General features: G+C 73.1%; 22 protein-coding genes. 19 read left to right on the forward strand and 3 right to left on the reverse strand.

Features of this window, described 5'->3' with window-relative positions; genetic code table 11:
- Positions 1-5 precede the first annotated feature (5 nt).
- The 8 genes from rpsK (at position 6) to glmM (ending at position 7,674) form a co-directional block, all read left to right on the forward strand.
- Positions 6-413, forward strand: a complete 408-nt coding sequence (gene rpsK / locus ACFXDE_RS20325; protein WP_030232513.1) for a 30S ribosomal protein S11 — start codon at positions 6-8, stop codon at positions 411-413.
- 130 nt (positions 414-543) lie between these two features.
- On the forward strand, positions 544-1,566 hold the full coding sequence (locus tag ACFXDE_RS20330; protein ID WP_030055844.1) for a DNA-directed RNA polymerase subunit alpha: 1,023 nt from the start codon (positions 544-546) through the stop codon (positions 1,564-1,566).
- Positions 1,567-1,695: 129 nt separating this feature from the next.
- Positions 1,696-2,175 carry a 50S ribosomal protein L17 gene (gene rplQ, locus ACFXDE_RS20335; RefSeq protein ID WP_359962289.1) on the forward strand — a complete coding sequence of 160 codons (480 nt, stop codon included), beginning with the start codon at positions 1,696-1,698 and terminating at the stop codon, positions 2,173-2,175.
- Between the two features lie 89 nt (positions 2,176-2,264).
- The gene (gene truA, locus ACFXDE_RS20340) at positions 2,265-3,176 is read left to right on the forward strand and encodes a tRNA pseudouridine(38-40) synthase TruA (RefSeq protein ID WP_380435927.1); all 912 of its coding nucleotides are present in this window, start codon (positions 2,265-2,267) and stop codon (positions 3,174-3,176) included.
- Positions 3,177-3,244: 68 nt separating this feature from the next.
- Positions 3,245-4,903, forward strand: a complete 1,659-nt coding sequence (locus tag ACFXDE_RS20345) for an ABC-F family ATP-binding cassette domain-containing protein (RefSeq protein ID WP_380496056.1) — start codon at positions 3,245-3,247, stop codon at positions 4,901-4,903.
- A gap of 243 nt (positions 4,904-5,146) precedes the next feature.
- Positions 5,147-5,590, forward strand: a complete 444-nt coding sequence (gene rplM, locus ACFXDE_RS20350) for a 50S ribosomal protein L13 (protein WP_030055846.1) — start codon at positions 5,147-5,149, stop codon at positions 5,588-5,590.
- 45 nt (positions 5,591-5,635) lie between these two features.
- Positions 5,636-6,145, forward strand: coding sequence for a 30S ribosomal protein S9 (rpsI, locus tag ACFXDE_RS20355; protein WP_049649053.1), 510 nt, complete (start codon positions 5,636-5,638; stop codon positions 6,143-6,145).
- Between the two features lie 164 nt (positions 6,146-6,309).
- Positions 6,310-7,674 (forward strand): phosphoglucosamine mutase, encoded by a 1,365-nt coding sequence (gene glmM / locus ACFXDE_RS20360; RefSeq protein ID WP_380435932.1) that lies wholly within the window; start codon positions 6,310-6,312, stop codon positions 7,672-7,674.
- A gap of 85 nt (positions 7,675-7,759) precedes the next feature.
- Here the strand turns inward: glmM and coaA are convergent, their stop codons facing one another.
- Positions 7,760-8,755: a type I pantothenate kinase gene (gene coaA / locus ACFXDE_RS20365; protein ID WP_380435934.1), complete on the reverse strand. Its 996-nt coding sequence runs from the start codon at positions 8,753-8,755 to the stop codon at positions 7,760-7,762.
- A 99-nt stretch (positions 8,756-8,854) separates the two neighbouring features.
- On the opposite strand from coaA, the gene glmS reads away from it, so the two are divergent.
- Complete coding sequence (gene glmS / locus ACFXDE_RS20370) at positions 8,855-10,711, forward strand: glutamine--fructose-6-phosphate transaminase (isomerizing) (RefSeq protein WP_380496060.1); 1,857 nt, start codon at positions 8,855-8,857, stop codon at positions 10,709-10,711.
- A gap of 30 nt (positions 10,712-10,741) precedes the next feature.
- Here the strand turns inward: glmS and ACFXDE_RS20375 are convergent, their stop codons facing one another.
- On the reverse strand, positions 10,742-11,266 hold the full coding sequence (locus ACFXDE_RS20375) for a Uma2 family endonuclease (RefSeq protein WP_380496062.1): 525 nt from the start codon (positions 11,264-11,266) through the stop codon (positions 10,742-10,744).
- A 105-nt stretch (positions 11,267-11,371) separates the two neighbouring features.
- Between ACFXDE_RS20375 and ACFXDE_RS20380 the strand changes: the two genes are divergently transcribed.
- From ACFXDE_RS20380 to ACFXDE_RS20400, 5 genes are all read left to right on the forward strand, one after another.
- Entirely contained in the window at positions 11,372-12,847 is a 1,476-nt protein-coding gene (locus tag ACFXDE_RS20380; protein ID WP_380496064.1) for an NAD(P)H-hydrate dehydratase, read from the forward strand.
- A 654-nt stretch (positions 12,848-13,501) separates the two neighbouring features.
- Entirely contained in the window at positions 13,502-14,689 is a 1,188-nt protein-coding gene (gene alr / locus ACFXDE_RS20385; protein ID WP_380496066.1) for an alanine racemase, read from the forward strand.
- On the forward strand, positions 14,686-15,858 hold the full coding sequence (locus ACFXDE_RS20390; RefSeq protein WP_380496068.1) for an alpha/beta fold hydrolase: 1,173 nt from the start codon (positions 14,686-14,688) through the stop codon (positions 15,856-15,858). The genes alr and ACFXDE_RS20390 overlap by 4 nt, the downstream gene beginning before the upstream one ends.
- Positions 15,859-15,964: 106 nt before the next feature.
- The gene (gene tsaE / locus ACFXDE_RS20395; RefSeq protein ID WP_359962313.1) at positions 15,965-16,459 is read left to right on the forward strand and encodes a tRNA (adenosine(37)-N6)-threonylcarbamoyltransferase complex ATPase subunit type 1 TsaE; all 495 of its coding nucleotides are present in this window, start codon (positions 15,965-15,967) and stop codon (positions 16,457-16,459) included.
- A gap of 129 nt (positions 16,460-16,588) precedes the next feature.
- Positions 16,589-16,783 (forward strand): hypothetical protein, encoded by a 195-nt coding sequence (locus ACFXDE_RS20400; protein WP_380435946.1) that lies wholly within the window; start codon positions 16,589-16,591, stop codon positions 16,781-16,783.
- Positions 16,784-16,837: 54 nt separating this feature from the next.
- On the opposite strand, the gene ACFXDE_RS20405 is transcribed toward ACFXDE_RS20400, so the two are convergent.
- Positions 16,838-17,404, reverse strand: coding sequence for a hypothetical protein (locus tag ACFXDE_RS20405; RefSeq protein WP_380435986.1), 567 nt, complete (start codon positions 17,402-17,404; stop codon positions 16,838-16,840).
- Positions 17,405-17,558: 154 nt separating this feature from the next.
- Between ACFXDE_RS20405 and tsaB the strand changes: the two genes are divergently transcribed.
- The 5 genes from tsaB to ACFXDE_RS20430 all read left to right on the forward strand — a co-directional run bounded on the left by tsaB (position 17,559) and on the right by ACFXDE_RS20430 (position 21,069).
- The gene (tsaB, locus tag ACFXDE_RS20410) at positions 17,559-18,215 is read left to right on the forward strand and encodes a tRNA (adenosine(37)-N6)-threonylcarbamoyltransferase complex dimerization subunit type 1 TsaB (RefSeq protein WP_380435948.1); all 657 of its coding nucleotides are present in this window, start codon (positions 17,559-17,561) and stop codon (positions 18,213-18,215) included.
- A 23-nt stretch (positions 18,216-18,238) separates the two neighbouring features.
- Positions 18,239-18,736: a ribosomal protein S18-alanine N-acetyltransferase gene (gene rimI, locus ACFXDE_RS20415; protein WP_380496092.1), complete on the forward strand. Its 498-nt coding sequence runs from the start codon at positions 18,239-18,241 to the stop codon at positions 18,734-18,736.
- Positions 18,729-19,835: a tRNA (adenosine(37)-N6)-threonylcarbamoyltransferase complex transferase subunit TsaD gene (gene tsaD / locus ACFXDE_RS20420; protein WP_380496072.1), complete on the forward strand. Its 1,107-nt coding sequence runs from the start codon at positions 18,729-18,731 to the stop codon at positions 19,833-19,835. Before rimI ends, tsaD begins: the two co-directional genes overlap by 8 nt.
- Positions 19,832-20,092 carry a hypothetical protein gene (locus ACFXDE_RS20425; RefSeq protein ID WP_380496074.1) on the forward strand — a complete coding sequence of 87 codons (261 nt, stop codon included), beginning with the start codon at positions 19,832-19,834 and terminating at the stop codon, positions 20,090-20,092. The genes tsaD and ACFXDE_RS20425 overlap by 4 nt, the downstream gene beginning before the upstream one ends.
- 74 nt (positions 20,093-20,166) lie before the next feature.
- Positions 20,167-21,069, forward strand: coding sequence for a polysaccharide deacetylase family protein (locus ACFXDE_RS20430; RefSeq protein WP_380435952.1), 903 nt, complete (start codon positions 20,167-20,169; stop codon positions 21,067-21,069).
- Positions 21,070-21,077 lie beyond the last annotated feature (8 nt).

A 21,077-nucleotide genomic window follows, 5' to 3' on the forward strand; every position in this document is an offset into this window, starting at 1 on the left:
GACTTATGCCCCCCAAGGGTCGTCAGGCTGCCGGCGCGAAGAAGATCCGCCGCAAGGAAAAGAAGAACGTCGCTCACGGCCACGCGCACATCAAGAGCACGTTCAACAACACCATCGTTTCGATCACCGACCCCGCGGGCAACGTGATCTCCTGGGCCTCCGCCGGCCACGTCGGCTTCAAGGGCTCGCGCAAGTCCACCCCGTTCGCCGCGCAGATGGCCGCCGAGGCCGCTGCCCGTCGCGCGCAGGAGCACGGCATGCGCAAGGTTGACGTCTTCGTGAAGGGTCCGGGCTCCGGCCGCGAGACCGCGATCCGTTCGCTCCAGGCCACCGGCCTGGAGGTCGGCTCGATCCAGGACGTCACCCCCACCCCGCACAACGGCTGCCGTCCGCCGAAGCGCCGCCGCGTCTGACGCAGCGCCTTCGGGCACGCCGGTCCTGCTTTAAACCACGTACGGGGTCTCGTTTTGTGCGAGACCCCGTACGCTTGGTCCTGTCGGCATCAAATAGTGGGTGCCGAAGACAACCGGAGGATTACCCCCCATGCTTATCGCTCAGCGCCCCTCGCTGACCGAAGAGGTCGTCGACGAGTTCCGCTCGCGGTTCGTGATCGAGCCGCTGGAGCCGGGCTTCGGCTACACCCTCGGCAACTCCCTGCGCCGCACGCTCCTGTCGTCGATCCCGGGTGCCGCTGTCACCAGCATCCGCATCGACGGCGTCCTGCACGAGTTCACCACCGTGCCGGGGGTCAAGGAGGACGTGACCGACCTCATCCTCAACATCAAGCAGCTGGTCGTCTCCTCGGAGCACGACGAGCCGGTCGTGATGTACCTGCGCAAGCAGGGCCCGGGTGTCGTCACCGCCGCCGACATCGCGCCGCCGGCCGGTGTCGAGGTGCACAACCCGGAGCTGGTCCTCGCCACGCTGAACGGCAAGGGCAAGCTGGAGATGGAGCTGACCGTCGAGCGCGGTCGCGGCTACGTCTCCGCCGTCCAGAACAAGGCCTCCGGCCAGGAGATCGGCCGCATCCCGGTCGACTCGATCTACAGCCCCGTGCTGAAGGTCACCTACAAGGTCGAGGCGACCCGTGTCGAGCAGCGGACCGACTTCGACAAGCTGATCGTCGACGTCGAGACCAAGCCCGCCATGCGTCCGCGCGACGCCATGGCCTCGGCCGGCAAGACCCTGGTGGAGCTGTTCGGCCTCGCCCGCGAGCTGAACATCGACGCCGAGGGCATCGACATGGGCCCGTCCCCGACGGACGCCGCCCTGGCCGCCGACCTGGCGCTGCCGATCGAGGAGCTGGAGCTCACGGTCCGCTCCTACAACTGCCTCAAGCGCGAGGGCATCCACACCGTGGGTGAGCTCGTGGCCCGCTCCGAGGCCGACCTGCTCGACATCCGCAACTTCGGTGCGAAGTCGATCGACGAGGTCAAGGCGAAGCTGGCCGGCATGGGCCTGGCCCTCAAGGACAGCCCGCCCGGGTTCGACCCGACCGCGGCCGCCGACGCCTTCGGCGCCGACGACCTGGACGACGCGGGTTACGCCGAGACCGAGCAGTACTAAGAGATTTGGCCGCGGGGGCGGTTCTCGCGAGGACCGTCCCCGTCGTCGTGAAAGTCGTGCGGGCACAGTGCCCGTACGCCCGCTGCGGTACCTGGTACGGCCGCAGTCGGAGATCCAAGGAGTAATTCCATGCCGCGTCCCACCAAGGGTGCCCGCCTCGGCGGTGGCCCGCACCACGAGCCGCTGCTGCTCGCCGGTCTGGCCCGTGAGCTGTTCCAGTACGGCCGCATCACCACCACCGAGGCCAAGGCCCGCCGCCTGCGCCCGCTGGCGGAGAAGCTGATCACCAAGGCGAAGAAGGGCGACATCCACAACCGTCGCCTGGTGCGCAAGACGATCACCGACATCGCCGTGCTGCACACCCTCTTCACCGAGATCGCGCCGCGCTACGAGAACCGCCCGGGTGGCTACACCCGCATCACCAAGGTCGGTCCCCGTCGTGGCGACAACGCCCCGATGGCCGTGATCGAGCTGGTCGAGGCGCTGACCGTCGCGCAGACCGCCGTCGGCGAGGCCGAGGCCGCCACCAAGCGCGCCGTCAAGGAGGCCGACGAGGCCGCCGCCGTCGAGACCAAGGCCGACGAGGCCGAGGCCGCCGAGCAGGCCTGACACCTCTAGGTGTACCGCGGGCCCGTTCTCCCAGCGATGGGGGAGCGGGCCCGTTCCTTGTCTTCGAGGTCCCCGGGAGAAGAGAAGCAGTGGTCAACGATTGCGCCGAGCAGCCGCCGGTGAAGGACGGCCCGGCCGACGGCTACGTCCGGGTCCGGCTCGACCTCGCCTACCACGGCGCCGAGTTCTCCGGCTGGGCCCGCCAGAAGGGCGGCCGCCGGACGGTCCAGGAGGAGATCGAGAGCGCGCTGCAGGTCGTCACCCGCAGCGGCGAGCTGTTCCCGCTGACCGTGGCCGGCCGCACCGACGCCGGCGTCCACGCGCGCGGCCAGGTCGCGCACGTCGACCTGCCGGCCGAGCTGTGGGAGGCGCACCGCGAGAAGCTGCTGCGCCGGCTGGCCGGGCGGCTGCCCGGGGACGTCCGGATCTACCGGGTCGGCGAGGCGCCGCCCGGGTTCGACGCGCGCTTCTCGGCGATCTGGCGGCGCTACGCGTACCGCGTGGCCGACCACCAGGGCGGGGTGGACCCGCTGCTGCGCGGGCACGTGCTCTGGCACGACCGGCCGCTCGACCTCGACCGGATGAACGAGGCCGCCAAGCTGCTGCTCGGCGAGCACGACTTCGCCGCGTACTGCAAGAAGCGCGAGGGCGCGACGACCATCCGCACCCTGCTGGAGCTCCACTGGGACCGCGTCCCGGTGGACCCCTACGCCGCCCAGGAGGGCTCGCTCGCGGTCGCCACCGTCCGCGCCGACGCGTTCTGCCACAACATGGTCCGGGCGCTGGTCGGCGCGATGCTGCTGGTCGGCGACGGGCACCGGCCGGTGGAGTTCCCCGGCGAGGTGCTGGCCGGCGGCGTCCGCAACTCGGCCGTCAACGTGATCCGGCCGTACGGGCTCACGCTGGAGGAGGTCGGTTACCCGGCCGACGACCAGCTGGCCGAGCGCAACCGCCAGGCCCGGCGCATGCGGACCCTGCCCGGGCAGCCGGCCGCCGGTTAGGGCCCGTCTCCGGAGGCCGGCCCCTAATCCGTTTTGGCCGGAGGCGTCGGCTTGGGACAATCGCTCCCATGGGACACGTCGAGATTTCGCACCTTGAGTACTACCTGCCGGACGGACGGGTGCTGTTCGACGACGCGTCCTTCCGGGTCGGCGAGGGCGCCGCGGTCGCCCTGGTCGGGGCCAACGGCGCCGGCAAGACGACGCTGCTGCGCATGATCGCGGGCGACATCCAGCCGCACGGCGGCTCGGTGACGATCAGCGGCGGGCTCGGCGTGATGCGCCAGTTCGTCGGCACCACCGGCCGCGAGGACCGGTCGGCCACCCCCGGCGCGCTGCCGGCCGACGCCTCCGTGCGCGACCTGCTGGTCTCCGTCGCCCCCGAGCGGATCGCCACCGCCGCCCGCGCGGTGGACGCCGCCGAGCTCGCGATGATCGCGCAGGACGACGAGAAGACCCAGATGGCCTACGCCCAGGCGCTCTCCGACTGGGCCGACGTCGGCGGCTACGACTACGAGACCGACTGGGACGTCTGCACCATGGCGGCCCTCGGCGTGCCCTTCGACAAGGCCCAGTGGCGCGGCCTGAACACCCTCTCCGGCGGCGAGCAGAAGCGGCTCGTCCTGGAGACGCTGCTGCGCGGCCCGGAGGAGGTGCTCCTCCTCGACGAGCCGGACAACTACCTAGACGTCCCGGGCAAGCGCTGGCTGGAGGAGGCCATCAAGGCCACCTCGAAGACCGTGCTGTACATCTCACACGACCGCGAGCTGCTCTCGAAGACCGCGGACAAGATCATCGCGGTCGAGTCCGGCGCGGCCGGCAGCAGCGTCTGGGTGCACGGCGGCGGCTTCGACAGCTTCCACGAGGCCCGCAAGGACCGCTTCGCGCGCTTCGAGGAGCTCGGCCGGCGCTGGGACGAGGAGCACGCCAAGCTCAAGAAGCTGGTCGTCACCCTGCGCCAGGCCGCCTCCGTCAGCCACGCGCTCGCCACCCGCTACGCCGCCGCCCAGACCCGGCTGAAGAAGTTCGAGGAGGCCGGCCGCCCGGAGGAGCCGCCGCGCGAGCAGAGCATCACCATGCGGCTCAAGGGCGGGCGCACCGGCGTCCGGGCCTTCACCATGGAGCAGTTGGAGCTCACCGGCCTGATGCAGCCCTTCGACCTGGAGGTCTTCTACGGCGAGCGGGTCGGGGTGCTCGGCGCCAACGGCGCCGGCAAGTCGCACCTCCTGCGGCTGCTGGCCGGCGACGAGACGGTCGCGCACACGGGGGCGTGGAAGCTCGGCGCCCGGGTCGTCCCGGGCCACTTCCGGCAGACGCACGCCCACCCGGAGCTGTTCGGGCGCACCGTCCGCTCGATCGTGGAGGAGGAGCACGCGCTCAGCCGCGGCGCCGCGATGGGCGCGCTGCGCCGCTACGAGCTGGACCGGCAGGAGGAGCAGAAGTTCGAGTCGCTGTCCGGCGGCCAGCAGGCCCGGCTGATGATCCTCAAGCTCGAACTCTCCGGCGTGACGGCCCTGTTGCTCGACGAGCCGACCGACAACCTGGACCTGGAGAGCGCCGAGGCGCTGCAGGCCGGGCTGGAGGCCTTCGAGGGCACGGTGCTGTGCGTCACCCACGACCGGTGGTTCGCCCGGACCTTCGACCGCTACCTGGTGTTCGGGGCCGACGGCCGGGTGTTCGAGTCGTCCGAGCCGGTCTGGGACGTCACCCGGGTCGAGCGCGAACGCTGAGTGACGGGCGGCCGGTCCCGCGGCCGGTGGGAGCGGGATTTTGACCCCTCCCCGCCCGCCCGGTAACCTGGACGCTTGATGTGCGTATTGGCTCGCTCTATCTCACGTGAGAGGTCGGTACGCCGGAGACATCAGGTCGACGACCAGCGGTCACCCTTGAATTGCGTCCAAGGGTGATCAGGCTGCTCTTCCGTCCGGGTGCTCCTGTCAGGACTCACTCACTGAAAAGCGAAGGCTACGACCGTGCGTACGTACAGCCCCAAGCCCGGCGACGTCCAGCGTCAGTGGCACGTCATCGACGCGACCGACGTCGTGCTCGGCCGCCTGGCTTCCCAGGCCGCCAACCTCCTCCGGGGCAAGCACAAGGCGATCTACGCGCCGCACGTTGACACTGGTGACTTCGTCATCATCATCAACGCCGACAAGGTGCACCTGTCCGGTAACAAGAAGACCCAGAAGCTGGCCTACCGCCACTCGGGCTTCCCGGGCGGTCTGCGCTCGGTGCGCTACGACGACCTGCTGGCGAACAACCCGGAGAAGGCCGTCGAGAAGGCCATCAAGGGCATGATCCCCAAGAACAGCCTGGGCCGTCAGATGCTCTCGAAGCTGAAGGTCTACTCGGGCGACCAGCACCCCCACGCTGCCCAGCAGCCGGTGCCGTTCGAGATCACCCAGGTCGCGCAGTAATTCGGCCACCAAGCCCCCCAACACTGAAAAGAGCTGAGGAACACCGTGGCCGAGACCACTGAAACCCTTGAGGTCGACTTCGACGAGGCCGTTGAGGCCGTCGAGGGCGAGTACACCTCCGAGGAGAGCTACACCTCCGAGTCGCTGGCCGGCCGCTTCGGCGAGGCCGTCCCCGGCGCCGGCCTGGGCCGTCGCAAGGAGGCGATCGCCCGCGTGCGCATCGTCCCCGGCACCGGCCAGTGGAAGATCAACGGTCGCACCCTCGAGGGTTACTTCCCCAACAAGGTGCACCAGCAGACCGTGAACGAGCCCTTCAAGCTCCTCGAGCTGGACGGCCGTTACGACGTCGTCGCCCGCATCAGCGGTGGCGGCGTCTCCGGCCAGGCCTACGCGCTGCGCCTCGGCGTGGCCCGTGCCCTGAACGAGGCCGACGTGGACAACAACCGCGGCGCGCTGAAGAAGGCCGGCTTCCTGACCCGTGACGCCCGCGCCGTCGAGCGCAAGAAGGCCGGTCTGAAGAAGGCCCGCAAGGCGCCGCAGTACAGCAAGCGCTAATCGCGTCCCAGGGGGTGCGTACCGCCCTGGCGGCGCCGCCCCCTGGTTTGCGCAACCGTTGCCCCGGAGTACCACGTGTACTCCGGGGCGACGCGTTCCCCGGCTACTGTGCGGCGGCCGGGGACCGAGTGGACTTCCGGGACTGGTTGATGGAGGACGGGACAGTGGGACGACTCTTCGGTACGGACGGCGTGCGCGGAGTGGCCAACGTGGGCCTGACGGCGGAGCTCGCGCTCGGCCTGTCGGTCGCGGCGGCCCACGTGCTCGGCGAGGCCGGCGCCTTCGACGGCCACCGGCCGGTCGCGGTGGTCGGCCGCGATCCGCGGGCGTCGGGCGAGTTCCTGGAGGCCGCGGTCATCGCGGGCCTGGCCAGTTCCGGCGTCGACGTGCTGCGCGTCGGCGTGCTGCCCACCCCGGCCGTGGCGTACCTCACCGGCGCGCTCGGCGCCGACTTCGGCGTGATGCTCTCCGCCAGCCACAACGCGATGCCGGACAACGGCATCAAGTTCCTCGCCCGCGGCGGCCACAAGCTGGACGACACGATCGAGGACGCGATCGAGGCCCACTACCGCGCCCACGCCCTCGGCGGCGAGGAGTGGAACCGTCCGACCGGCGCGGCCGTCGGCCGGGTGCGCGAGTACACCGAGGGCTTCGACAAGTACGTCGCCCACCTGATCGGCGTCCTGCCCAACCGCCTGGACGGCATCAAGGTCGTCATCGACGGTGCCCACGGCGCCGCCGCCTACGTCGCCCCCGAGGCCTTCGCCCGGGCCGGCGCCGAGGTCGTCCACACCCTGGGGGCGGAGCCCACCGGCCTCAACATCAACGACGGCGTCGGCTCCACCCACCTGGACCGGCTGCGCACGGCGATGAAGGAGTACCAGGCCGACCTCGGCATCGCCCTCGACGGCGACGCCGACCGCTGCCTGGCCGCCGACGCCGACGGCAACGAGGTGGACGGCGACCAGATCATCGCCATCCTCGCCGTCGCCATGAAGGAGGCCGGCACCCTGCGCCGCAACACCGCGGTCGCCACCGTGATGTCCAACCTCGGCTTCAAGCTGGCGATGGAGCGCGAGGGCGTCGACCTGGTGGAGACCGCCGTCGGCGACCGCTACGTGCTGGAGGCGATGAAGGAGCACGGCTTCGCGCTCGGCGGCGAGCAGTCCGGCCACGTCATCCTGCTGGACCACGCCACCACCGGCGACGGCACCCTGACCGGCCTGATGCTGGGCGCCCGCCTGGCCGCCACCAAGCAGCCGCTCGCCGACCTGGCCGCCGTGATGACCCGGCTGCCGCAGGTCCTGATCAACGTCAAGGGCGTCGACAAGGGCCGGGTGAAGACCAGCACCGAGCTGGCCGCCGCGGTCGCCGAGGCCGAGGCCGAGCTGGGCTCCACCGGCCGGGTGCTGCTGCGCCCGTCGGGCACCGAGCCGCTGGTGCGCGTCATGGTCGAGGCCGCGGACGCCGTCCAGGCCGAGGGCGTCGCCGCCAAGCTGGCCGAGGCCGTGCGGACGCACCTGGGCTGAGCCCGGACGTGACGAAGGCCCCCGCCGCGGCCCCTGGACATCAGGGGGCGCGGCGGGGGCCTTCGCGGTCTGCTCCGAGGGGGCGTCAGAGCTTGCGCAGCAGGGCCCGGCGGACCTTGTGGTCCGGGCCCTTCTGCAGGACCAGGGTGGCCCGGCCCCGGGTCGGCAGCACGTTCTCCAGCAGGTTGGGCTTGTTGATGGTGCGCCAGACCTGGCGGCCGTAGTCCATCGCCTCCTCCTCCGGCACCTCGGTGAAGCGGCGGAAGTAGGAGTTCGGGTCCTGGAAGGCGGTCTCGCGCAGCTTGCGGAAGCGGTCCAGGTACCAGTGCTCGATGTCGTCGGTGCGGGCGTCGACGTAGATCGAGAAGTCGAAGTAGTCGGCCACCGCCAGGCGGGTCCGGCCGTCGGTGCCGGGCAGGGCGGGCTGGAGGACGTTCAGGCCCTCGACGATCAGGATGTCCGGGCGCTCCACGGTGAGCCGCTCGTCCGGCACGATGTCGTACACCAGGTGCGAGTAGACCGGGGCGCTGACGCGGTCCTTGCCCGCCTTCACGTCCGCGACGAAGCGCATCAGCGCGCGGCGGTCGTAGGACTCGGGGAAGCCCTTGCGGGCCATCAGGCCCCGGCGGCGCAGCTCGGCGTTGGGCAGCAGGAAGCCGTCGGTGGTGACCAGTTCGACCCGCGGGTGCTCGGGCCAGCGGGCCAGCAGGGCCTGCAGCAGCCGGGCGGTGGTCGACTTGCCGACCGCGACGGAGCCGGCCACGCCGATGATGAACGGCGTGCGGGTGCGCTCGGTGTCCGGGGTGTCCAGGAACGTGCCCAGCGCCCCCCGCAGGTCGTGCGTGGCGTGGATGTACAGGTTCAGCAGCCGGGACAGCGGCAGGTAGACGTCCCGGACCTCGTCCAGGTCGAGTGCCGTGCCGAGACCGCGCAGCCGCTCGACCTCCTCGGCGGTCAGTGGCAGCGGCGTACGCTCGCGAAGGGCGCTCCACTCGGCCCGGCTGAGGTCCACGTAGGGGGACGGCGAGGGGCCGGGGGCGGTCGCGCCCCGGGTACAGAGTTCGGTCAGCACGTCCTCCATTGTGAGCGGTGGCGGCGTTCACGGTGGTTGTGGTGTCGGTCACGCACTGTTCGCGAAAGGTGGGAAAACGGGCCCAGACCCGCCCTTATGCTGGCACGCATGTGCGGAATTGTTGGATACGTGGGCGCGCAGTCCGCCCTCGACGTAGTAATCGCAGGCCTGCAGCGACTGGAGTACCGGGGCTACGACTCGGCCGGTGTCGCCGTGCAGGTCCAGGGCTCCGACGGGCAGTGGAGCCTCGCCACCGACAAGCGGGCCGGCAAGCTCGCCAACCTGGAGAAGTCGCTCGCCGAGTCCCCTCTGCCCGGCGGCACCACCGGCATCGGCCACACCCGCTGGGCCACCCACGGCGGCCCGACGGACGCCAACGCCCACCCCCACCTGGACGACGACCGCCGCGTGGCCGTCGTGCACAACGGCATCATCGAGAACTTCGCCCAGCTGCGCGCCGAGATCGCCGAGCGCGGCCACACCCTGCGCTCCGAGACCGACACCGAGGTCGTGGCGCACCTGCTCGGCGAGGCCTACCAGGGCGACCTCGCGGAGGCCATGCGGGTGGTCTGCCGCCGGCTGGACGGCGCCTTCACCCTCGTCGCCGTGCACGCCGACATGCCGGACGTCGTCGTCGGCGCCCGCCGCAACTCGCCGCTGGTCGTCGGGCGCGGCGAGGGCGAGAACTTCCTCGCCTCGGACGTCGCCGCGTTCATCGCGCACACCCGCGAGGCGATCGAGCTGGGCCAGGACCAGGTCGTCGAGCTGCGCCACGACGGCGTGACCGTCACCAACTTCGACGGCACGCCGGCCGACGTGCGCGAGTACCACGTCGACTGGGACGCCTCCGCCGCCGAGAAGGGCGGCTACGACTACTTCATGCTCAAGGAGATCGCCGAGCAGCCGAAGGCCGTCGCCGACACCCTCCTCGGCCGGATCGGCACCGACGGCCGCCTGACCCTCGACGAGCTGCGGATCTCCGACGCCGACCTGCGCTCCGTCGACAAGGTCGTCATCGTCGCCTGCGGCACCGCGTTCCACGCCGGCATGATCGCCAAGTACGCGATCGAGCACTGGACCCGCATCCCCTGCGAGGTCGAGGTCGCCTCGGAGTTCCGCTACCGCGACCCGATCATGGGCCCGGGCACGCTGGTCATCGCGATCTCGCAGTCCGGCGAGACCATGGACACCCTGATGGCCCTGCGGCACGCCCGCGAGCAGGGCGCCAAGGTGCTGGCGATCTGCAACACCAACGGCTCGACGATCCCGCGCGAGTCGGACGCGGTGCTGTACACGCACGCCGGTCCCGAGGTCGCCGTCGCGTCGACCAAGGCGTTCCTCACCCAGCTGGTCGCCTGCTACCTGGTCGCCCTGTACCTGGGCCAGGTCCGCGGCACCAAGTGGGGCGACGAGATCTTCACGATCATCCGCGAGCTCGGCGACGCGCCGAAGCAGGTCGAGCAGGTGCTGGAGACGATGGAGCCGGTGCGCGAGCTGGCCCGCTCGCTGGCCGACGCCCGCTCGGTGCTGTTCCTCGGCCGCCACGTCGGCTTCCCGGTGGCCCTGGAGGGCGCGCTCAAGCTCAAGGAGCTCGCCTACATGCATGCCGAGGGCTTCGCGGCCGGCGAGCTGAAGCACGGCCCGATCGCGCTCATCGAGGAGGGGCTGCCGGTCGTCGTGGTCGTGCCCTCGCCGCGCGGGCGCTCGATCCTGCACGACAAGATCGTCTCCAACATCCAGGAGATCCGCGCCCGTGGCGCCCGGACGATCGTGATCGCCGAGGAGGGCGACGAGGCGGTCGTGCCGTACGCCGACCACCTGATCCGCATCCCGGCGACCCCGACGCTGCTCCAGCCGCTGGTGTCCACCGTCCCGCTGCAGGTCTTCGCCTGCGAGCTGGCCACGGCCAAGGGCCACGAGGTCGACCAGCCGCGGAACCTGGCGAAGTCCGTCACGGTCGAGTAGTCCCGGCCCCTCTCCACGGCGCCCCTGCGGCTACCGCAGGGGCGCCGTGTCGAGCGTGAAGGAGAACGGGGCGGGCAGGTCGACCGGCTTGCCGAAGTCGGTCTGGGTGTGCGCTGTGTAGTCGCCGTTCTCCGGGGCCGTGAACAGCGTGACCCTGCCCGCAGTGCGGTCGACCAGCAGGTAGTAGGGGATGTCGGCGGCTGCGTAGCCGAGGCGCTTCGGCTCGCGCGCCCTGTGCGGACAGGTCGACGGGAGTTCGAGGACGAGCGCGACGCCGGCGGATGGTGCCCACGGAGCCTGATCCCGGAAGTGGCCCACCGGGGCCACGGTGGCGGCCGGGACGAACCGGCCCGCCGGGGTGATCAGCCCCCTGGCCGTGCTGACGTACAGCTCCTCGACCGCTTCCCGGGCCACGGTCCGGGCGAACCACGCGACCGCGTGCTCGTGAGTGCCGCCCGCTGACGGCGCGATGACGATCTCCTCTTCGGGCTGGAAGAGCTCGGATTTGAAGAACTGAGGCACATGCAGCCTCAGGAACGTCTGGAGCAGGTCCACGTGCGACACCGTAGGCGTACGGACCGGTGCCGGCGGGGGATCGAAGTAGGGTCACTCGAAAGTGTGCCGCGGGCCGGCGTCGGCGTCTGCTGAAGGAGCTTCCGAATGCGTCATGCACACCGTGTGGAAGTAGTCCGGGCCGCCGAGGGGGAGCTGATGGCCCGGCTGCCCGACGGAACTCTGATGCAGCGGGCGGCCGCGGGGCTCGCGGCGACGTGCGCGCGGCTGCTGACGGGCCGCCGGGGCCGGGTGTACGGCAGTCGGGTGGTGGTGCTCGCGGGCAGCGGGGACAACGGGGGTGACGCCCTGTACGCCGCCGCCGCGCTGGCCCGGCGCGGTGCGCGGGCGACGGCGGTGCTGCTCGCGCCCGAGCGAGCGCACGCGGGCGGGCTCGGCGCGGTGCGGGCGGCGGGCGGACGGGTGGTCGTGGAGCAGGAAGTCGGCCTGGCCGACTTCTCTCGCGCGGACCTGGTGTTGGACGGGATCGTCGGCATCGGCGGCCGCGGCGGGCTGCGGTCCGGGGCGCTGCCGTACGCGCAGGCCGCCCGGCGCGGCCTGGTGGTGGCCGTGGACCTGCCGAGCGGGGTCGACGCCGACACCGGCGAGGTGCCGGGCGAAGCGCTGCGCGCCGACGTCACCGTGTGCTTCGGCACGTACAAGCCCGGCCTGCTCGTCGACCCGGGCGCCTCGTACGCGGGGACGCTCCAACTCGTCGGGATCGGGCTGGAACTGCCGGAGGCGGACGTGACCGCCCTCCAGCACGCGGACGTGGCGGCGCTGCTGCCCGAGCCGGGCGTCGAGAGCGACAAGTACCGGCGCGGCGTCGTCGGCGTGGCGGCCGGGTCGGCGACGTACCCCGGCGCGGCGGTGCTGGCCGTCGCCGCGGCGCTGCGCGGCGGCGCCGGCGCGGTCCGGTACGTCGGCGCGGCGGCCGAGGAGGTCGTGCGGCGCTTCCCCGAGACGCTCGTCACCGAGGGCGGGCCGCACGGCGCCGGACGGGTGCAGGCGTGGGTGGTCGGCCCGGGCGGCGGCGAGACCGCCCGGCAGACCCTCGCCGAGGCGCTCGCGAGCGACGTCCCGGTGCTGGTCGACGCGGACGGGCTGACCGAACTCGGCCGCCTCGGCCCGGCCGCCCTGGCCGGCCGCACCGCGCCCACACTGCTCACCCCGCACACCGGCGAGGCCGCCCGGCTGCTCGCCGGCGCCGACGGCACACCACCCCCGGCCGCCGACGACCTGGCCGCCACCCGGCTGACCACCGCCCGCCGCCTCGCCGCCGCCTACCGGGCGACCGTCCTGCTCAAGGGCTCCACGACGGTGATCGCCGACCCCGGCGGCGCGGTCCGCGTCAACCCGACCGGCACCTCCTGGCTGGCGACCGCCGGCAGCGGCGACGTCCTGGCAGGCCTGGCCGGCTCCCTCCTCGCCGCCGGTCTGACCCCACTGGACGCCGCCTCGGTCGCCGCCTACCTCCACGGCCTGGCCGGCCGCCGGGCAGCGGGCACACCGGGCGCCCCGGCGACGGCCATGGCGGTGGCCGAGGCGTTGCCGGTGGTGTGGCGGGCCGTGCGGGCGGGGTAGGGCGCGGCGGGGGGCGGCGGCTTGCTCGCTTGGCCTGGCCGGCTGCCGGGTGGTGGGTGCGCTGGTGGTGGTGTGGCGCGGCCTGCCTCCGGACCGGTGGCTTGCTCGCTTGGCCTGGCCTGGCCTGGCCGGCTGCTGGGTGGTGGGTGCGCTGGTGGTGGTGTGGCGCGGCCTGCCTCCGGGGCGGCACACGCGGCGCCGACGGTGGCGAGGCAGGGCGTGCAGGTGAGGTGGCGCGCGCATGCTCTCAGGTCGGGGCGGCCACCATGAAGCGGCGCAGTCGGCGCCCTGGATGGCGTGGAGGGACGCCCGGGTGGGGTGGCGAGCGGTGCCCTCCGTGGGCGGCGACGTCCTGGGTGCGGCGAGATGTGCGGGCGGGTAGGCGGGGCTGAGGATGAGGCGCGGGAAGTCGGGTGGGCCGACTTTCGGTGTGCTGCTCTCGTGTCGGGGTTGGACCGTTCGCTCCGGTGGGAAGTCGGTTCGGCCGACGTCTCGTGTGTGGAGGGGAGCGGAACCGGGGGTGGGGCCGGGGCGTCCGTGGTAGCGGAGAGCCGGTCCGGTGCAGGTCGGAGCAGCGGGTGGACGGCGGCCGTGGGGCGCCGCGCCGACGGGGCGTTCGGCGAGGACTCCGGGACGTCTGGGAGACTGACCCTGATGACAACTGCGAAGACGGCCGGCTCGGCCACCCTCACCGACGGCGTACGGGCCGAGGCGACCATCGATCTGGGCGCCCTGCGCGGCAACCTCGCCGCGCTGCGCGAACGCGTCGCGAGCGCGGCGGTGATGCTCGCGGTCAAGGCGGACGCCTACGGCCACGGCGCGGTCGCGTGTGCCCGCGAGGCGGTCGCGAACGGGGTCGGGTGGCTGGGCTGCGCGACGCCCGAGGAGGCGCTGGCGCTGCGGGCCGCGGGCATCGGCCCGGAGCAGGCCCGCGTCCTGTGCTGGCTGTGGACGCCGGGCGGCCCGTGGCGGCAGGCGCTCCTGTCCGACCTGGACATCTCGGTCAGCGGGCAGTGGGCGCTCGACGAGCTGCTCCCCGCGGTCCGCGAGACCGGCATCCCGGCCCGCGTGCACCTGAAGGCGGACACCGGCCTCGGCCGCAACGGCTGCCAGCCGCACGACTGGCCGGCCCTGGTCGACGCCGCCCGCCGCGCCGAGGCCGAGGGGCTGCTCACGGTCGTCGGCGTCTGGTCGCACTTCGCCGCCGCGGACGAGCCCGGGCACCCGTCGATCCAGGCCCAGCTGGACGCCTTCCACACCGCGCTGGCGTACGCGGAGGCCGCCGGGCTGCGCCCCGAGGTGCGGCACCTGGCGAACTCGCCGGCCGCGCTGCTGCTGCCGGAGTCGCACTTCGACCTGGTCCGTACGGGCCTGGCCGCGTACGGGCTGTCGCCGGTGCCCGAGGTGGGTTCGCCGGCCGACTTCGGGCTGCGCCCGGTGATGTCGCTGACGGCGCGGCTGGCGCTGGTGAAGCACGTGCCCGGCGGGCACGGGGTCAGTTACGGCCACCACTACACCACCCCGGGGCCGACCACGCTGGGGCTCGTCCCGGTGGGCTACGGCGACGGCGTCCCGCGGCACGCGAGCGGCACCGGGCCGGTGCAGATCGGCGGCAAGTGGCGCACGGTGGCGGGCCGGGTGGCGATGGACCAGTTCGTCGTGGACCTCGGCGGGGACACCCCGCAGGTCGGCGACGAGGTGCTGCTGTTCGGCAGCGGTGAGCGCGGCGAGCCGACCGCGGAGGACTGGGCCCGGGCCTGCGGCACCATCGCGTACGAGATCGTGACCCGGATCGGCGCCCGGGTGCCGCGGCGCCACCTGGACGGCACGGTCCGCGCATGACGGAGTCCGACGGCCCGGCCGGGGCGGTCGCGAAGGCGGCGTCCGGGGTGAGCCGGGCGGGCGTGATCGGGATCTCGGTCGGCGTGCTGGCGGCGGGGGCCGCGGCCGGCGTGGCGATCGAACGGCTGACGGTCGGCCGGGCGACCCGCCGCCGGGCCCGGGCCGAGCTGGACGCCGGTGCGCCGTACGGTTCGCTGCGCGGGCGCCCGCGGACGGTGGCCGCACCGGACGGCACCGAGCTGTACGTCGAGCTGGACGGCACCGGCTGGGACGACGCGGGCGGTGCCGCCGAGCCGCTGACCGTGGTCTTCAGCCACGGCTACTGCCTGAACCAGGACAGCTGGCACTTCCAGCGGGCCGCGCTGCGCGACGGCCTGCGGCTGGTCTTCTGGGACCAGCGCAGCCACGGCCGTTCGGAGCGCTCCCGCTCCTACCTGGCCGGGGAGCCCGCGAGCATCGACCAGCTGGGCGGGGACCTCAAGGCGGTGATCGACGCCGTCGCGCCGACCGGGCCGCTGGTGCTGGTCGGCCACTCGATGGGCGGCATGACGGTGATGGCGCTGGCCGACCAGCACCCGGAGCTGTTCCGCGAGCGCGTGGCCGGCGTGGCGCTGGTGGGCACGCTGGCGGGGAACTGGGACCAGGTCAGCCTGGGCCTGCCGTCGGCGGGCGCGAAGCTGTTCAAGCGGGTCGCGCCCGGGGTGGTCAAGCTGCTGGGCCGTCAGGTGGAGCTGGTGGAGGCGACCCGCCGGTTCGGCTCGGACGTCGCGGCCGTGTTCTACCGGAAGTTCTCGTTCGGTTCGAAGGACGTCGACCCGGGCGTGGTGCGCTTCGCCGAGCAGCTGCTGGACGCCACGCCGATCGACGTCGTCGCCGAGTTCTACCCGGTGTTCGGCGCGCACGAGAAGACCGCCGCGCTGGCGGCCCTGCGCGGCCTGCCGGCGCTGGTGCTGGCCGGCACCAAGGACCTCCTGACGCCGCCCGCGCACAGCGAGGCGATGGCCGAGCAACTGCCCGGCGCCGAGCTGGTGATCGTCGAGGGCGCCGGCCACCTGGTGATGCTGGAGCGCCCGGAGCTGGTGGACCACCACCTGGCCGCGCTGCTCAGGCGGGCCGCGGCGTTCGGCGGGGCCGCCGAGCCGCCGCCGTCCGTCCTCGATCCGGTCTGAGGGACGGCCGGGGACCGCGGCGCGCGCCCGGCCGCGGATGTGGCACGGTAGCGGGGGCGGCCGGTGGTCGGCGCGCCCGGTACGGACCGAAGGGCAAGACACGCGCATGGGCTCGCACGCCACTCTCACCGTCCCCACCCCGGAGCGGATGGGCCGGCTCGGCCGGGAGCTGGCCGCGCTGCTGAGGCCGGGGGACCTGGTGCTCCTTTCGGGTGAGCTGGGCGCGGGGAAGACCACGCTGACCAGGGGCCTGGGGGAGGGCCTGCAGGTGCGCGGCGCGGTGACCTCGCCGACCTTCGTGATCGCCCGGGTGCACCCGTCGCTCGTGGGCGGTCCGGCCCTGGTGCACGTGGACGCGTACCGGCTGGGCGGCGACCTGGACGAGATGGAGGACCTCGACCTCGACGTGTCGCTGCCGGAGTCGGTGGTGGTGGTCGAGTGGGGCGAGGGCAAGGTCGAGCGGCTGTCCGAGGACCGTCTGGAGGTGCGGATCGAGCGGGCGATCGGCGACACCGCGGGCGAGGACCACGACCCGCGCCGTGTGCTGCTGACCGGCATCGGGGCGCGCTGGGAGGACGTCGAGCTGGCGAAGCTGGCGTGACGGCCCGTCGGACCGCGTGGAGGCTTCGCCGTCCGTTTGCCGACAGGCTGTCGGGAAAGTGTTGCGAGGGGGGCGCCGGGCGTGATGGGATGGGTGCTGCGGTTAGGTCTGCCTAACTAGGGAGGCGCCATGTCGAGCACCACCCCCGCCCCGGAGCGCGCCGTGCGCACCACCGGGGCCGGAGAGTCCGCCCGTCGCGCTCCGGGGGAGCCGATGCGGGCGCTGCTGGCCGCGTGCGCCGCGGCCGAGGCGGTGTCCACCCCGCCCGAACCGGCGCCGCGCCGGGCCGACGACGCCGGGACGGACACGCCCCGCGCGGCCTGACGGCCCAGGCCGGACGCGCGCGCCTCAGGTGACCACGAGTCGGACGGGCGCGCCTCAGGCGACCACGACCACCTTGGTGTCCTTCGGGGCGAAGTCCCACAGCAGCTGACCGTCCTGGCGGGAGCTGCGGATGCCGCCGGTCTTGGTCTTGGGGTCGGCGGTCGGCGTCGCGCCGTCCACGGCCGCGCTGAAGCCGAAGACCACGCCGTTCTGCTGCGCGAAGCGCACCACGTGCTCGATCTGCTTGCCGTCCGTCCCGGTGGTGGTGGCCGTGCGGCTGTACACCGGGTACGCGCCGGGGGTCGGCTCGACCGTGCCCGGGGTGACCGGGAACGCCGCGACCACCTGCGGGTTCTTCTTCGGCTCGATCAGCCACACGTAGTGGCCGGAGACCGAGTAGACGACCCGCGTGCCGGTGCCCGAGGAGGCCGGCAGCGTCGGTGCCGTCGGGGTCGGGGTCGTGCTCGGCGCCGCCGAGGTGGCCGGGCCGCCGGCCGTCGCGGTGGCGGTCGGCCGGGCGGCGCCCGCGCGGTCCTGGGCGCCGTTCGCCTGGAAGGCCAGCAGGCTCACGACCGCCAGGGCTCCCAGGGTCAGCCCCGTGACCACCACTCCAGGACCCATCTTCGCCACTGCCGCTCCCGCCGCCGTCCGCTGTACGTACCGCCCTAATCGTGCCAGGTCCCGCGGGCCGCTCCGCAGCGGCTCGGACGTGTGTTCCGCAGTGGTACGCCGGATCGATCGGCCGGTCGGCCCAACGTCGGTCTAACCTTGACCCGTGCTGCTGCTCGCGTTCGACACCGCTACCCCCGCCGTCACCGCCGCCGTCCACGACGGCACGGCCGTCCTCGCCGAGACCGACCAGGTCGACGCCCGGCGCCACGGCGAACTGCTCCTGCCCGCCATCGACCGGGTGCTGCGGACGGCCGGCGTCGACAAGCAGCAGCTCACCGGCATCGCCGTCGGCGTCGGCCCCGGCCCGTACACCGGCCTGCGGGTCGGCCTCGTGACCGCCGCCGCGCTCGGCCACGCGCTGGGCCTGCCGGTGCACGGCGTCTGCACCCTGGACGCGATCGCGTTCCAGGCGCGCGCCGAGGGCCTGGCCGGGCAGCCGTTCACGGTGGCCACCGACGCGCGCCGCAAGGAGGTCTACTGGGCCTCCTACGACGCCGACGGCCGCCGCACCGAGGGCCCCGGCGTGGACCGCCCGGCCGAGCTGTCGCCGCGGCCGCGATCGGTCGGCGCCGGCGCGCTGCTCTACCCCGACGCCTTCCCGGGCGCGCACGGCCCCGAGCACGTCTCGGCCGGCGCCCTGGCCGGCTTCGCCGCCGCCGAGCTGGCCGCCGGGCGCGAGCTGCTGCCGAACGTGCCGCTGTACCTGCGCCGCCCGGACGCCCAGGTGCCGGCCGGCTACAAGGCGGTGCTCCCGGCGTGAACCACGGCACCACCCTGCGCCCGATGCGCTGGTGGGACATCGAGCCGGTGATGGAACTGGAGCTGCGGCTCTTCCCCGAGGACGCCTGGTCCCACGGGATGTACTGGTCCGAGCTGGCCGAGACCCACCCCGGCGGCACCCGCCACTACACCGTCGCCACCGCCGCGGACGGCACGATCGTCGGCTACGCCGGACTGATGGCGATCGCCGGCGAGGGCGACGTCCAGACCATCGCCGTCGACGAACGCCACCAGGGCGTCGGCCTCGGCGCGGCGCTGCTCACCGACCTGATCCGGGAGTCCGCCCGGCGGGGCTGCGCCGAACTGCTGCTGGAGGTGCGGGTGGACAACCCGCGCGCCCAGCGGCTGTACGAGCGCCACGGCTTCCAGCCGGTGGGCATCCGGCGCGGCTACTACCAGCCCGCCAACGTCGACGCGCTGGTGATGCGCCTCGACCACCCCAGCACCGACAGCACCGACAGCACCGACCCGAAGGACATTGAGGACACCCGCCATGGCTGACGAACCGCTCGTCCTCGGCATCGAGACCTCCTGCGACGAGACCGGCGTCGGCATCGTGCGCGGCACCACGCTGCTGGCCGACGCGGTCGCCTCCAGCGTCAACGACCACGCCCGCTTCGGCGGCGTCGTCCCGGAGATCGCCAGCCGGGCCCACCTGGAGGCGATGGTCCCGACCATCCAGCGCGCCCTGGACACCGCCGGGGTCAAGGCGAGCGACCTGGACGGCATCGCCGTGACGGCGGGCCCCGGCCTGGCCGGCGCGCTGCTGGTCGGCGTCAGCGCCGCGAAGGCGTACGCCTGGGCGCTGGACAAGCCGCTGTACGGGGTCAACCACCTCGCCTCGCACATCTGCGTCGACCAGCTGGAGCACGGCCGGCTGCCCTCGCCGACCATGGCGCTGCTGGTCTCCGGCGGGCACTCCTCGCTGCTGCTCAGCGAGGACATCACGACCGACGTCCGCCCGCTCGGCGCGACCATCGACGACGCGGCCGGCGAGGCCTTCGACAAGGTGGCCAGGGTGCTCGGCCTGGGCTTCCCCGGCGGTCCGATCGTGGACCGCACGGCCCGCGAGGGCGACCCCAAGGCGATCGCCTTCCCGCGCGGCCTGAGCGGCCGGAACGACCCCGCGTACGACTTCTCCTTCTCCGGTCTGAAGACCGCCGTCGCCCGCTGGGTGGAGGCCAAGCGCCGGGCCGGCGAGGAGGTGCCGATCGCCGACGTGGCGGCGTCCTTCCAGGAGGCGGTCACCGACGTGCTGACCCGCAAGGCCGTCAGGGCGTGCAAGGACAACGGCGTCGACCACCTGATGATCGGCGGCGGGGTCGCGGCCAACTCGCGGCTGCGCGAGATGGCCCAGCAGCGCTGTGACCGGGCCGGGATCAAGCTGCGGGTGCCGCGCCCCGGCCTGTGCACCGACAACGGCGCGATGGTGGCCGCGCTGGGCTCCGAGATGGTGTGGCGCGACCGCGCGCCGTCCGCCTTCGACCTGTCGGCGGATTCCTCGCTGCCCGTCACCGACGTCCACGTCCCGGGCGTGGACCTGCACCACGGTGACGTCCACGGCCAGGCGTACGACGCCCTCGGCGGCGGTGCCGGGTGACCGTCGCCATGATGTGGGAGGCCCGCGCCGCCGACGGCCGCGGGGCCGAACTCGCCTCCTGGGCACGGGAGACGGCGATCCCGGCGCTGCGCGGCTCGGCGGGCCTGGAGCGCCTCGAACTGTTCGGCGCCCCCGGTGAGCGGGTGCTGCTGATCGCCTGGTGGAGCGGCGAGCCGGTGCCCGTCGCCGAGCCGCCGGCCGAGCTGCTCGGCCGTCCGGTGCACCGCTGGTCCTTCACCAGCGAGCACGTCGAGTAGGCCGGTACGGGAACCGCGCGCCGGGCCACTACCGTGCTAGCTGAGAAACGGCGGACGGACCAGGAGCGCGTGCGGTGAAGCAGGACGGCCGGAACAGGACCAAGGCGTACGCGGCGGGGGCGCTGGCCCTGCTGGCCCTCGCCACCGGGTGCGGCGGCAACGGGGACGGCGCCGCCGCCCCGGCGCCGACGAGCGCGGCCCCGGCCGGGGGCCAGCCCGCCGGCGGCGCCGCGCCGACCGCCGCGGCGACCACGCCCGCGGCGGCGCAGGCCGCGGGCGACGCCGCGTGGGCGAAGTGGAACCTCAAGCCGCTGGCCCCGGCCCCCGCGCCGCCCGCCGACAAGCCCGTCAAGCTCGAACGGACCGGCACCGTACCGGTGTTCAGCGACGTGAAGACGAGCGACAAGGTCGTCTTCATCACCATCGACGACGGTGCCGAGAAGGACCCGAAGTTCGTCGAGATGCTGACCGACCTCAAGGTGCCGATCACGATGTTCCTGACCAAGGACATCGTCAAGAACGACTACGGCTACTTCAAGCCACTCCAGGCGCTCGGCAACCACATCCAGAACCACACCGTCACCCACCCGGTGATGAGCAAGCTCACGCCGGACAAGCAGAAGTCCGAGATCTGCGACGACCAGAGCGCGCTCACCCAGCAGTACGGCACCGCGCCGCTGCTGTTCCGCCCGCCGTTCGGGGACGGCGCCAACACGCCGACGCTCAACACGTCGGTGCAGGAGTGCGGTCCGCGGGCGGTCGTGCTGTGGCGCGAGTCGATGCAGATCCACGACATGCAGTACCAGGCGGCGGACAAGAAGCTGAAGCCCGGCGACATCATCCTGGCCCACTTCCGCGGGCCGAAGGAGCTCAAGGGCGCCACGATGACCCAGATGTTCGGCGAGCTGCTGGCCCGGATCCAGGAGCAGGGCTTCTCGGTGGCCCGGCTGGACGACTACATCCAGCCGCCGGCGTAGCCGTCCGG

The sequence above is a fragment of the Kitasatospora sp. NPDC059408 genome (assembly GCF_042751525.1).
GTDB lineage: Bacteria > Actinomycetota > Actinomycetes > Streptomycetales > Streptomycetaceae > Kitasatospora.